This is a genomic window from Paenibacillus algorifonticola (assembly GCF_050481745.1).
Classification (GTDB): domain Bacteria; phylum Bacillota; class Bacilli; order Paenibacillales; family Paenibacillaceae; genus Pristimantibacillus; species Pristimantibacillus algorifonticola_A.
In genome coordinates this window covers 143,561-156,809 of the sequence record NZ_JBCNGR010000020.1, presented here as the reverse complement: position 1 = coordinate 156,809, position 13,249 = coordinate 143,561, and the positions used below count along the sequence as shown (strand labels likewise).

The window sequence follows — 13,249 nt, the reverse complement described above, 5'->3', positions numbered from 1 at the left end:
GGCAGGTTTTTTGTTTCGTTTTTTAATGAAATACACGTTAGTACGTCAAAAGTCCTTTGAGTGAGAGGACCTTTGGCGTTTTTATATTTTAACCCTGTGTTATAGCTGCTTTGGCTTACGTCCACAGCTCTGCTACCGATTCTTGTTAACGCTGTAGCTTGTAATTGCATAGATGGGATAACTAATAGGCTTTTAGGCTTCATACACGATTCAGGCTGCTTCTAGGCATGCATAGCACTAATTGATTGGATGGGAGGTTAACTAACGATATTGGGATTGGTCTTTAGATATGGCTGGGTAACGAAGTGAGATAGCCATAGGTTAGTCTACACATCAGAACGGGGTAGAAGACTGCTCTGTAGGAGTATTTTGTTGGGTTCATAGCAGGGATTAGTATCATATTTATAAATCCATTTTAAGCATACTATTTAGGTTTTTTTCATCTTAAATAATATTATTATTAATAATAACAAGATTAAAATAAGTCTTAATGAGGGTCGTAAATATACATGATTAGTTATTAAAATGTCTTGAAATTTGATTGTTTGGCATTGGCGATGATCCTATTCTTATAATAGTTGTTGTGGATTGTTATCCTTTTAACGTGTTAACCTCCCATTCAGTAAAAGAATTGCTATTAAACTTTTGACGAATTAAATATGTTTGATTTTGTAAAATAACATTGTAGTGTTAGGATGTGAGATTATCTCAATAGAAATGGTTTATTAATCTGTTTTACAGATACAATGGCAATAATAATGACATGCTCAGTACTCAGTAATATTGCTAAATTAGTGGGAGGTTGTGAAGATGGAAAAGTCCATTAAGACGTTGTTTGATCAAGTTGCTAAGGACTATGATTTGCAGCGGCATCAGCTAATTCCATGCTTTGATGAGTTTTATGTAACAGCTGTGGATTGGGTGCAGACGACTAAGCAGATTGTTCAAGCAAAAATATGATATTGTTATTTCGTCCTTATCTATTCATCACCTGAGCCATGAGTCTAAGCAGGGGCTTTTCCATACCGTGCACGAGCTTCTAGAGGACGATGGCAGCTTTATTAATGCTGACCAGGCTGCCGGAAGCTTGCCTTGCTTTGATCTTGCCTATAAGGATAAATGGGAGCAGCAAATTGGCAAAGGGGAATTGGCTGAGCAGGCGAATTGCTCTGCAATGGAGCGAAGAAAGCTCGATCAGAATGCGACGGTTCATGATCAGCTGCAGTGGCTTCACAAAAGTGGTTTTGCCGCGGCTGATTGTGTTTATAAGCATCATGAGTTTGCTGTTTTTGCAGCTTTTAAGCTGCTACTTAATTATTCGTAAATTTGTTTCAAGTACAGGAAGAGACGACGCTGAACAAAGAGCCTATTGCCAGAGTAGAAATTGAAATGATGCCTCTAGGCGCTGATAATAAAAAGGCATCAGCAGTCGAACTTGTAACCCTTTTTATTACAGATATTTCGCCTCTTTAAAATACGAAGCTCTCGCATGTAAGCGTGAAGCTTCTGTTTAGTGAGAAAATTCAGACAAAAAGCTTATTGCAAAACGGAAATTGCCCGCCTTGTGACAGCCTTGACAGCCCATGACCCCTCTGCTAATATTGCAATAATATACGTGAAGACGGCTCAATTTAAGGGAGGAACATATTCGTGTGGGAATCAAAATTTGCCAAGGAAGGCCTAACATTTGATGATGTGCTGCTCGTTCCAAGGAAATCAGAAGTACTGCCAAGAGAATCGGATATTTCGACAAAACTTTCTGCTAACATCAAGCTGAATATTCCATTGATCAGCGCAGGGATGGACACGGTTACGGAAGCAGCTCTTGCTATTGCCATAGCGCGTGAGGGCGGAATCGGCATTATTCACAAGAATATGTCCATTGCACAACAGGCGGAAGAAGTAGATCGTGTAAAACGTTCGGAAAGCGGCGTTATTACGAATCCATTCTCGCTTACACCAGATCATCATGTGTATGATGCGGAAGAATTAATGGGTAAATATCGCATTTCGGGCGTGCCGATCGTAGATGCTGACAAGAAGCTTGTTGGTATTTTGACGAATCGCGACCTTCGTTTTGTACATGATTATTCCATTAAAATCCATGAAGTTATGACACGTGAAAATGTAGTAACGGCTCCAGTCGGCACGACGCTTACTGAAGCTGAAGTATTGCTGCAAAAACACAAAATTGAGAAATTGCCATTGGTGGATGACTCGAATACGCTCAAAGGCCTGATTACAATCAAGGACATTGAGAAGGCGATTCAATTCCCTAATGCTGCAAAAGATACACATGGCCGCTTGCTTTGCGGAGCAGCTGTTGGTATTTCTAAAGATACAATGGATCGTACCGAAGCACTCGTACAAGCAGGTATCGATATTCTCGTTGTAGACTCTGCTCACGGGCATCATATTAATATCCTTGATGCAGTTCGCAAAATCCGCAAGCAATATCCAGAATTGACGATTATTGCAGGAAATGTAGCTACAGGCGAAGCTACACGCGATTTGATTGAAGCAGGCGCATCTGTCGTTAAAGTCGGCATTGGACCAGGCTCGATCTGTACAACGCGTGTAATCGCAGGTATTGGCGTACCACAGATCACAGCGATTTATGACTGTGCTACCGTTGCCCGTGAATACAATGTACCGGTTATCGCTGATGGCGGTATCAAATATTCCGGCGATATTACGAAAGCTATTGCAGCAGGCGCAAGTGCCATTATGATCGGCAGCTTGTTTGCAGGTACTTCTGAAAGCCCTGGCGAAACAGAGATTTTCCAAGGCAGAAGCTTTAAAGTATATCGCGGTATGGGTTCCCTTGGCGCTATGAAAGAAGGCAGCAAGGACCGTTACTTCCAAGAAAACGAGAGCAAGCTAGTTCCAGAAGGCATTGAAGGCCGCGTGCCATTCAAAGGTCCTTTGTCTGATACGGTTCATCAGCTGCTTGGCGGCTTGCGTTCCGGTATGGGCTATTGCGGTACTTCAAACCTGGAGCAACTGAAGAACGATACACATTTTATCCGGATTTCTGGTGCAGGACTTCGCGAAAGCCATCCACATGATGTGCAAATTACGAAGGAAGCGCCTAACTACTCGCTTTAATATCCCGACCAACGGGCCAGAGACAGACCACAAGAAAGCGGAACTTCGCTTTTGCCGGGTCTGTCTTTTTTTCAATAGAGGGCATTGAATTAGATCCACTATTTTACATGGTAATTATTGCTCCAGGGGCGTTTTAAGGGGTTTAAACAGCTCAAATGGGCTTCCTACAAGGGCTTAACTGGTGAAAGAGGGCTGAGCGCAGTAGAGGTTTAATTCCCCTGCTTGCATGTGATACAATTAACAACGACAAACTTTCGGATGAAAAGGGGAGAAGACGTTGAAGGCAAAGGTAAAGCCGATTAGACTGACATCGGTTATCGCCGCTTTTATGGCGATGTGGTTGGTAATTCTGTCATTAGGGTCTGGTGCAGCAGCGGCTGCAGGTAAGGAAGATTGGGTCGAAAACTCTTTAGGCATGGAATTATCATCAGCCATTCTAATAGATGCAGATTCGGGACAAGTCATCTATGAAGTCAATGCGGATACGCCGCGTCCTCCTGCCAGCATGACGAAGCTCATGACGGAGTATATCGTACTTGAGGAAATTACGAATAAAAGATTAACTTGGGATCAGGTCGTTACCGTTAGTGAAGAAGCAGCGAATACTCCTGCAGATGGCTCGCAAATTTATTTGGCGCAAGGCGATCAGCACACGGTAAAGGACTTATATATTGCTATGGCAGTAGGCTCGGCGAATGATGCAACGATTGCGCTTGCATCGCAAATTAGCGGTAGTGAGCAGAGCTTTGTTGCCAAGATGAACGAAACGGCGAAAGAGCTGGGCCTGACGACGGCTCATTTTACAAGTGCAACAGGTTTATTGGATACAACGGTGATTTCGGCTCGCGATATGGCGAAGCTGGCACAAACGATTTTGAAAAAACATCCGGACTTTCTGGATTATTCGAAAATTCAGGAATACAAATTTCGTGAGCGCGATACAGCGACCATGAAGAACTATAACTGGATGCTGGAATCGAACAAAAGCAACACGTATTTGCGTGCATATGCGTATGAGGGCGTGGACGGTATGAAAACCGGCTATATTTCGGCAGCTGGTTATACGTTTACGGGTACAGTTAAACGAGGCGATACGCGTTATATCAGCGTCGTAATGAATACAAAGTCAAAAGAAGCCCGTTTCTTTGAAACAGCGAAGATGTACGACTTTGCGTTCAACAATTTTGAGAAGAAATCAGTGCTTCCTGCAAAATCTGTAGTAGAAACGGTGGAATCGGTTAAAATTAAGAAGGGTGTCGAAAAGACGGTTCCTGCCGTTACGGAGTCCGACATCACTTTCACAGTTAAAAAAGGTGCGGAGCCTAAGATTGAGCTGAAGGAAAGCAACATCTTGAAAGAGGAAGAGCTTGTTGCTCCCATTACAGCTGGTCAGAAGCTCGGAACAGTCACTTACGAGTATACGGATGCTGAAGGCAATAAAGTGGACAGAACGGTTAATTTGATCGCATCGGAGGATGTGGAAAAGGGCGGCTGGCTGCGTCTGATGTTCCGCGCTATCGGTCAATTTTTCGTTGGACTGTTCAACGATATTGTGAATCTGTTTTAATCACATAATACAGGGAAAACAATAGTTGTCGATTAAGGAGCGTTCCTGTAAAATTAGTGCCTAGGGCAAGTATCGATATTATAATGGGAGCTAAGCGCTAACCCTTCAGGATGAAGGGCGCGGCGTAAAACCTTGAGGAGGATTTTTCGAAAATGGAAACAGGAACTTCGCGTGTAAAACGTGGTATGGCTGAAATGCAAAAAGGCGGCGTCATCATGGACGTTATGAACGCCGAGCAAGCAAAAGTAGCAGAAGCGGCAGGTGCAACAGCAGTTATGGCGCTGGAGCGCGTTCCTTCCGATATTCGTGCAGCAGGCGGCGTTGCCCGTATGGCTGACCCAACCATCGTAGAAGAGGTTATGAAAGTTGTTTCGATCCCTGTTATGGCGAAAGCTCGTATCGGCCACTATGTAGAGGCGAAAGTGCTTGAATCGATGGGCGTTGACTATATTGACGAGAGTGAAGTTCTGACTCCGGCAGACGAAGTGTTCCACATTAGCAAAAACGAATTTACGATTCCTTTCGTATGTGGCGCTAAAGATCTTGGCGAAGCGCTTCGCCGTATTCAAGAGGGGGCAGCAATGCTTCGTACGAAAGGTGAGCCAGGAACAGGAAACATTGTTGAGGCTGTTCGCCACCTTCGTCTGATCAATGGCCAAATCCGTAAAATTCAAGGTTTGTCGAAGGACGAGCTGTATAATGAAGCGAAGGTTCTGGGCGTTGCTTATGACCTGCTTCTGGGTGTACACGAGAGCGGCAAGCTGCCAGTCGTTAACTTTGCAGCAGGCGGTGTAGCAACACCTTCTGACGCGGCACTGATGATGCACCTGGGTGCTGACGGCGTATTCGTAGGTTCGGGTATTTTCAAATCCGACAGCCCGGAGAAATTTGCTCGTGCTATTGTTGAAGCTACAACTCATTACCAAGACTACAAATTGATCGCAGAAGTATCCAAAAACTTGGGAGCGCCAATGAAGGGCATCGAAATTTCCAAGCTGGACGCTTCGCAGCGTATGCAGGATCGCGGAATTTAAGCAGCAAGCTTGGATAAGGTGAAACGGCCGAAAGCCGTCTTTTGGCGGCGCGGCGCGTTTCAATCCGAGAAATATAAGCCCATTTATAAGGGGAAACTTATAAATTCTTATATTTTAAGAAAGGCGTGTAGGCGATGAAAATTGGTGTACTTGCGCTTCAAGGCGCAGTTGCAGAGCATATACGCAGTTTGGAGGCGGCGGGCGCGGAAGCGGTCGCCGTTAAACAGACCTCGCAGCTTGATGAGCTGCAAGGTCTTGTTATTCCAGGCGGCGAAAGCACGACGATAGGCAAGTTGATCCGCAAATATGGCTTTCTAGAAGCGATTCAAGCTTTTTCCAAGCAATCCAAGCCGATTTTTGGCACTTGTGCAGGAATGATTTTGCTTGCTGAACGTATTGAAGGACAAGAGGATGCACATCTGAAGCTCATGGATATGACGGTGGAGCGCAATGCTTTCGGAAGACAGCGGGAGAGCTTCGAAACCGATCTCGACATTAAAGGCATTGATGAGCAGGTTCGGGCAGTATTCATTCGTGCTCCTTTGATCAAGAAAGTTGGATCGCAGGTTGATGTGCTGTCGGAATACAAAGGGGAAATTGTGGCGGCTCGGCAAGGACATTTGCTGGCAGCTTCCTTTCATCCCGAGTTAACCGATGATTACCGTTTGCATGCCTATTTTGTCGATATGATTAAACAGTTGGCAGTGAGCCGGTAGCTGAGAGGAGTTCATCCAAGCGTGATAGATATAAAATGGCTGCGTAACGAATACGCAAAAGTAGAGCAAGGGCTAACCAATCGCGGTAAATCGCTTGATTTAATCGCAGATTTCCCTGTTCTGGATACAAAGCGCCGGGACCTGCTGCAGGAAACGGATCAGCTGAAAAATCGCCGCAACACTGTATCGCAGGAAGTGGCGAAGCTGAAAAAAACAGGCGGCGACGCCGATGCGCTGATCATCGAAATGCGTGAGGTAGGCGATCGGATTAAGCAGCTGGACGAAGAAGTTCGCGCGGTAGAGTTGCAAGTGGACGAGCTTATGCTTTCGATTCCGAATTTGCCGCATGAAAGTGTGCCAGTAGGGGCCTCTGAGGATGATAATGTAGAGCTTCGCCGGATTGGCGAGCAGCCTTCATTTGATTTTGAGCCGAAAGCGCATTGGGATCTTGCACAAGAGCTTGGCATTCTTGATTTCGAGCGTGCAGCTAAAGTAACGGGCTCCCGCTTTACGTTTTATCGCGGCTTAGGTGCGCGTCTTGAGCGTGCGCTGATTAACTTTATGATGGATCTACATAGTGATAAGCACGGTTATGAGGAAGTGCTGCCGCCTTATTTGGTTAACCGCGATAGCTTAATTGGTACAGGACAGCTTCCGAAGTTCGAAGAGGATTTGTTCAAAATTTCCGATTCGGATTATTTCCTGATTCCAACAGCCGAGGTTCCAGTGACGAATCTTCATCGTGAAGAGATTTTGTCGCTTGAGGAGCTGCCGAAGCATTTTGTAGCTTACAGCTCTTGCTTCCGTTCGGAAGCTGGTGCAGCGGGACGAGATACACGCGGCCTGATTCGTCAGCATCAATTCAACAAAGTCGAGCTGATCAAGCTCGCGAAGCCAGAAGAGTCCTACGATGAGCTGGAGAAGATGACGGCGAATGCGGAGAAGGTACTTGAACTGCTAGGCTTGTCCTATCGCGTGCTCGCTCTGTGCACAGGCGATATGGGCTTCACCGCTGCGAAAACCTATGACCTTGAAGTATGGCTGCCAAGTGCAGGCACATACCGGGAAATTTCCTCATGCTCGAACGTAGAGGACTTTCAGGCGCGACGTGCAGGCATCCGCTTCCGCAGGGACGCCAAGAGCAAGCCGGAATTCGTTCATACGCTTAACGGCTCAGGTCTTGCGGTAGGACGTACCGTTGCCGCTATTCTTGAAAATTACCAACAGGCAGACGGCTCCATCGTCATTCCTGAAGTATTGCGTGCATATATGGGCGGAATCAGCGTAATTGGACCTAAAGCTTAAAGTTTTTACATTTTTGATAGCCACAGGTTAAAAATAGGGTTGATATTCATTTTTAACCTGTGGTATAATAATTTTTGTGATGATTTTATATGTGGAGAGGTACCGAAGCGGTCATAACGGGGCGGTCTTGAAAACCGTTAGGGTGCAAGCCCACGTGGGTTCGAATCCCACCCTCTCCGCCAACTTAATAAATGATAACGTCCAACCTTACAGTTTGGGCGTTTTTTTGTTGTTTGGGGATTGGGGATAACATCTGAGTAGGAGTTATCACCATTATCCACGATAGGCCTGTGGATAGAATGTATATAATGTGGATAACTGGCATGGAATGTGCATAAGACTGTGGATAACGCTGTGATTAAGAGTAAGTTTATGCTGGATTTTGCCTGAATAATTGGCGGGCCCGCGCCGCATCTTATAGGATGTGGAGGTGTTGATAAAGATGGTGAAAAAAGATGAGCTGACCTACAGCCAGCCAGAACTGGTGGAAGCATGGAACCGCACGCTGCCGGATATGATGAACAAGCCCGATAAATGCCAGGTAGCAGCCGATGAGGCGGACCCAAAATCGCTGCGGATTACAATTCAGTCAGCGGGGCATCAGGCGTATGAGATCGATTTTAAGGTGACATATGTGGATAGCCGTGAAATTAATGTGGAGCTCGTCGATGTGGAAAAGGATCATCAAGCTGTGGATGAACGCACAGACATGCTTCAACAGCTAATTCATGATTATAAGCGTCATATCCATGAATGCGCCCAAGCGCTTTCGCAGCTTACACACGCCTAAAAGGAGGATGATGATATGAGCAAGCCAGACAGCGTGCCTGTACCGGAGGCGCAGCGTCAATCTCAGGACAAAAGAAGCCGCAATGATGACTCCGCACAACAGCAGCCTTTATCGGGATCGAAAAAAACGAAGCAGAAAAATCATACTTCTCACCTAAATCCGGAAGGATCATAAAATTAAGGTGTTCATACAAAAGTCCCGTTTCTTCTCGAAGAAGCGGGATTTTTTGGATATTGCTTCTATATGCTGTCGTTTTGTTATAAAATAGGGGGGATGTCAAGTAGAGATACAAATAGGGAGGATCAACTAGAATGAAAAACAGACTACATAAAGTGGCTATGCTATTTATCGCTGCTGCTTTAATTATTGTCGCAGGATGCAGCGCGAGCGCATCTCCTAAGGAGTCTTTAGAAAAAGCTACTCAAAAAATGGCGGAGGTCACATCGTATGAATCTACGATGTCTTTTGGGATAGATGAGCTTACAGTGCCGGACGAATTACTTCAGGAAGACGGAGCTGGAGCACAATATGTCATTGGTCTGCTTAAAGGTGCTAAAGTAAATGTTAAAGCGGTATATCAGAAAGAGCCACTGCGCACAGATATGGAAATGGATGTTACGGCAGCGGGCATTTCCATTAAAATTCCGATGATTATGACCGACAAAAAGATGTTTGTGAAAATTCCAGCGCTTCCAATGCTTATGCTGCCCGAGCAATACACGGATAAATTCGTGGAGATTGATCTGGAGGAGCTGGCAAAGCAAGCGGAAACAGGAGCCATGCTGGATACTGCGGCCCAACAGAAGCTTGGTCAAGAAGTGAGCGGCATCATCCTAAAACATTTTGATGAAAAAACATATTTCTCCTCGCTGAAAAAAGAAGATGCAGCGCTCCCTGAAGGGGTAGAGGCTGATCAAGTTGTTCGCTTTCAAATTAATGAAGGCAACTATCAGCAAGCAGTAGAAACAATCGTTAATCAAGTGCTTCCAGAGCTCATCGACACATTGACGAAAAACGAAGATTTCATGAAAATGATTGAAAGCACGAATGAGGATGTAACGAAGCTGAAGGCTGATTTTGAAGCCAACAAGCAAGAAACGTTGGATCAACTGAAAGCAAACTTGAAAGTCAATGATTTCTCCATTGTAGGAGCCATTAAAGATGGCTATATATCGCAGCAGACTGCTAAAATCAATGTAGATTTTACGGATGAAAGCGGCGGTATCGTAAAAGTTGGCGGTTCGTTAACAGCTGAATACCACAACATTAATAAAGCGCCTAAATTCCTGTATGAAATTCCGACGGACGCGGTTAAGATGGATGAGCTGATGTCTGGCATGGGATTGGGTATGTAATTTTATAGCTTAAAATGATACAAAAGGAGCCGCCCATTCTAAATGAATGAGCGGCTTTTTCTAACGCTGTAGCGGCGGCCAAAATGATCCTATTGCTTTAAAAAGTAAAGTATATTACTATACGTATATGAGTTTAAAGGAGGAATCGTTATGCAAATAGATGTATGGTCAGATTTTGCATGTCCATTTTGTTATATTGGTAAAAAGAGGCTGGAGGGCGCATTAGCAGAGTTCGAGCATGGCAAGCAGGTGAAGGTCGTGTTCCGCAGCTTCGAGCTCGACCCTAGCGCCGCGATCAGCTATGAGCATGATGTGCATGAAATGCTGTCCCGCAAATACGGCATGCCACGTGAAAAAGCAATTGAGATGAACAGCGATTTGGCGAAGCAGGCGGCAACCGTTGGTTTGACCTTTAACTTCGATACGCTGGTGCTGACGAATACGTTTGATGCGCACCGCTTAACCCATTTTGCAGCTAAATACGGTAAGCTGGAAGAAATGTCGGAACGACTGTTCCGTGCATATTTTACCGATTCCAAGCATTTGGGACAGCGCGATACACTCGCTGATCTGGCTGCCGAGGTTGGACTGGATCGTCAGGAGGCACTTGCTGTGCTGGAAAGCGATGCTCATGCACAGGACGTTCGTGGCGATGAGGAGGAGGCTTCGCGGTTAGGCGTGCGCGGTGTGCCATTCTTCGTCATTAATCGCAAATATGCGATATCCGGTGCTCAGCCGAATGAAGTGTTCCTGAATGCAATGAAGCAGGCTTGGGATGAAGCGTATCCGGCCCTGACCGTCATTAATGATTTGCCGGATGATGCGGATGGTGCAGCTTGCTCGGACGGCACTTGCGCTCCTTCGCCTGCTAAGGAAGCTAATTCAGACAAGGCGTAAATTTATATACAGCTGAAATGATGAATATTTGAATATAAGCAGTTTTTAGGGAAGGCTGGAGTGGCGGGCAAGTGACGCTGCTTCAGCTTATTTGAAGTTATACAAATATAATTTGGCCGAGGGTTGTCCTCCGCCCTTTATGATGAGAAAATGAGGGAAAAGAGCATCAGGAGGCTGTGCGTGTTGAAAAGAAAGTCCCGTAAAAAGAAGTTTAAAATGAAAAATGCCCTTATTTCCTTGCTTATTATGCTGGCTTTGGCCGGAGCGTCTTATATGGGCTGGCTTGATGAGCTGGCGAAAGATTGGAACACGGCAGAAGGAACGGATTACACGTTATATTTTCCAACAGATCGGTATCCGGAGACAGGCAAGCACATTAAAGATGCGATTGCAGCGGGAAAATCCCCTATTTGTACGATTGATCGGGACGGCGCGGATCAGAATCGGAAGAAATCTTTGCAGGGCGTAAAGGTGAAAAAAGGCTATGATCGCGATGAATGGCCAATGGCGATGTGCGCGGAAGGCGGGAGCGGCGCCCATATTGCTTATATTGACCCATCGGATAATCGCGGGGCAGGGTCATGGGTCAGCAACCAGCTGGAGAAATATCCGGATGGTTCGAGAATTGCTTTTGTCATCAAATGAGCAAGCATATATTGTATATAAAAGTCTAATGGTCTGCGTTCGTGCAGAGGATTGGGCTTTTTTTTATATTCAGAGACTGGGTGAATACCGTGTTGCATATCGGGCTCAAACATAGACTGGTGTAATGATGATAAAAGACTATTTTTTGCGTTTTTGAATAGGAAGTGAGCAAATAAATCGGTAAAGAGGGATGAATATGAACAGGAAACGGAAATCACAAGAGCTGAATAAATGGATTAAGCAGCTCCAGCATATAAAAGGTCTAATTCGCCAAAAGCGCGTTAAACGAGCGAGCTCCCATATTCGATATGTCATTTCGGCATGCAGGCGTACAGTTAGTAAAAAGCGGTAATGTGAAAGAATAATGGGAGATGAGCAGGTTGGTGAAAAGAAGAGCCAGTTGTATGCGTAAATTAAACCTCGCCATTCTTGAATTGAGATTAGCGCGCAGGCTTGCGGGGAGAAATAAAATCGTCCGGGCGGACCGCGAAGTGATCGACTCGATTTTGCTGCTGAATGAGGCGCTGAAATGTCTCGATGGGCATTACGATAAAAAACCTCGACATAGCCATATCCACTGGACAGCTCATGCAAGGCGCGGAAAACGTGGCTCGAGGGGCGCCAGAGGCCCAAGGGGAGTGCGAGGTCTTAGCGGTCCAGCTGGAACTGACGGGGCAACTGGAGCCATTGGTCCGGCGGGAGCGCAGGGAGCTGCAGGGCAGCCTGGAGCGGGCCTTCCCGGAGGGATTGGTCCAGCGGGATCGCCTGGAGCGCAAGGCGCTGCGGGAGCAATTGGCCCAGCGGGGGCAAATGGCGCTGTGGGAGCTACAGGAGCGACTGGTGTAACGGGAGCAACAGGGGCAGGACTGGAAGGGATAGTCGCGTTTGAACCTTTGGCAGCCCCGGCATATCCCGTTAATTGGGTCGTTACATTCAATGGAAGAACGTATGTCGTGAATACGGCACCGCCAAGCGGAGTACCAGAAAGCTCGGCAGATTATACGCTGCTGGCTGGTGCAGGTGCGACGGGGACGACTGGGGCAACTGGAGCAACGGGGGCTGGCGTGACAGGAACGACCGGATCAACCGGGGCTACTAGTACAACTGGAGTGACAGGTGATACAGGAGCAACAGGTGCGACGGGTACCGGGGTTGCAGGCTCTACCAGCATAACTGGATCTACAGGTACAGCGGGAGAAACAGGTGCAACAGGGGGCACTGGAGCGACCGGAGCTAAAGGAACGACTGGTGTAACTGGAGCAACCGACTCGACAGGTGTAACTGGTATGACAGGAGTGACCGGGGTAACGGGTGCGACAGGAGCTACTGGCGTAACCGGAGCCACGGGAGCTACAGGTCTGACCGGAGCCACTGGTGCCACGGGTGCGACTGGAGCAACGGGTGTTAGTACGACAGCCGTGTCTGCTTTTGCAGCCAATACGACGGGAGGCATTATTGCGGTTGTGCTTGGAGGTACGAATGTGCCGCTCCCAAGCTTTCAAAATATCGCCGCAGGCATAACGGTCAATGGATTAAACGATACGTTCACAGTTGCCGCTGCGGGCAGATATTATATTACGTACCAAATTAATTTGACAGCGGCGTTATTGGTCAGCTCGCGTCTGTTAATTAACGGCACAGCGAGTACGGCCTCAACATTGGAGTCGGCATTAAGCTTATCCTCTTTCAATAATGATATTATTGTTGGGCTGACAGCAGGCTCGACCATTACTCTTCAATTATTTGGACTGCTGGGTTCGGCCACATTGCTTGGAGGCATCGCCGGCGCGGCACTGACCATTATTCAATTAAGCTAATGCGCCAGTTGGGCA

14 protein-coding genes and 1 tRNA gene are annotated in these 13,249 nt (G+C 46.5%); 14 read left to right on the top strand and 1 reads right to left on the bottom strand.

The features are described 5' to 3' along the window. Positions 1–203: hypothetical protein (locus ABEW34_RS18805; RefSeq protein WP_430160716.1), on the bottom strand; the 203-nt coding region annotated here is incomplete at its 3' end. A gap of 607 nt (positions 204–810) precedes the next feature. On the opposite strand from ABEW34_RS18805, the gene ABEW34_RS18800 reads away from it, so the two are divergent. The 14 genes from ABEW34_RS18800 (at position 811) to ABEW34_RS18735 (ending at position 13,234) form a co-directional block, all read left to right on the top strand. Beyond that, positions 811–960 (top strand): hypothetical protein, encoded by a 150-nt coding sequence (locus tag ABEW34_RS18800; protein ID WP_430160713.1) that lies wholly within the window; start codon positions 811–813, stop codon positions 958–960. 67 nt (positions 961–1,027) lie between these two features. Continuing rightward, entirely contained in the window at positions 1,028–1,324 is a 297-nt protein-coding gene (locus ABEW34_RS18795) for a hypothetical protein (RefSeq protein ID WP_430160710.1), read from the top strand. A gap of 326 nt (positions 1,325–1,650) precedes the next feature. After that, the gene (guaB, locus tag ABEW34_RS18790; protein ID WP_430160708.1) at positions 1,651–3,108 is read left to right on the top strand and encodes an IMP dehydrogenase; all 1,458 of its coding nucleotides are present in this window, start codon (positions 1,651–1,653) and stop codon (positions 3,106–3,108) included. Between the two features lie 277 nt (positions 3,109–3,385). Then, positions 3,386–4,675, top strand: a complete 1,290-nt coding sequence (locus ABEW34_RS18785; RefSeq protein WP_430160705.1) for a D-alanyl-D-alanine carboxypeptidase family protein — start codon at positions 3,386–3,388, stop codon at positions 4,673–4,675. Between the two features lie 152 nt (positions 4,676–4,827). Continuing rightward, positions 4,828–5,709, top strand: coding sequence for a pyridoxal 5'-phosphate synthase lyase subunit PdxS (pdxS, locus tag ABEW34_RS18780; protein ID WP_046234144.1), 882 nt, complete (start codon positions 4,828–4,830; stop codon positions 5,707–5,709). Between the two features lie 134 nt (positions 5,710–5,843). After that, positions 5,844–6,425 (top strand): pyridoxal 5'-phosphate synthase glutaminase subunit PdxT, encoded by a 582-nt coding sequence (gene pdxT, locus ABEW34_RS18775; protein ID WP_430160702.1) that lies wholly within the window; start codon positions 5,844–5,846, stop codon positions 6,423–6,425. A 21-nt stretch (positions 6,426–6,446) separates the two neighbouring features. Next, on the top strand, positions 6,447–7,730 hold the full coding sequence (gene serS, locus ABEW34_RS18770; protein WP_430160701.1) for a serine--tRNA ligase: 1,284 nt from the start codon (positions 6,447–6,449) through the stop codon (positions 7,728–7,730). Positions 7,731–7,823: 93 nt separating this feature from the next. After that, a tRNA-Ser gene (locus tag ABEW34_RS18765) sits at positions 7,824–7,912 on the top strand. A gap of 260 nt (positions 7,913–8,172) precedes the next feature. Beyond that, positions 8,173–8,520: a hypothetical protein gene (locus ABEW34_RS18760; RefSeq protein WP_430160699.1), complete on the top strand. Its 348-nt coding sequence runs from the start codon at positions 8,173–8,175 to the stop codon at positions 8,518–8,520. 15 nt (positions 8,521–8,535) lie between these two features. After that, positions 8,536–8,694, top strand: coding sequence for a small acid-soluble spore protein P (locus ABEW34_RS18755; RefSeq protein ID WP_056035203.1), 159 nt, complete (start codon positions 8,536–8,538; stop codon positions 8,692–8,694). Between the two features lie 137 nt (positions 8,695–8,831). Beyond that, positions 8,832–9,875: a hypothetical protein gene (locus ABEW34_RS18750; protein WP_430160696.1), complete on the top strand. Its 1,044-nt coding sequence runs from the start codon at positions 8,832–8,834 to the stop codon at positions 9,873–9,875. 150 nt (positions 9,876–10,025) lie between these two features. Continuing rightward, positions 10,026–10,772, top strand: coding sequence for a DsbA family oxidoreductase (locus ABEW34_RS18745; RefSeq protein ID WP_430160693.1), 747 nt, complete (start codon positions 10,026–10,028; stop codon positions 10,770–10,772). Between the two features lie 216 nt (positions 10,773–10,988). Beyond that, the gene (locus ABEW34_RS18740) at positions 10,989–11,417 is read left to right on the top strand and encodes a NucA/NucB deoxyribonuclease domain-containing protein (protein WP_430160734.1); all 429 of its coding nucleotides are present in this window, start codon (positions 10,989–10,991) and stop codon (positions 11,415–11,417) included. Positions 11,418–11,821: 404 nt separating this feature from the next. After that, positions 11,822–13,234 (top strand): BclA C-terminal domain-containing protein, encoded by a 1,413-nt coding sequence (locus ABEW34_RS18735; protein ID WP_430160690.1) that lies wholly within the window; start codon positions 11,822–11,824, stop codon positions 13,232–13,234. The last annotated feature ends 15 nt before the right edge of the window (positions 13,235–13,249 follow it).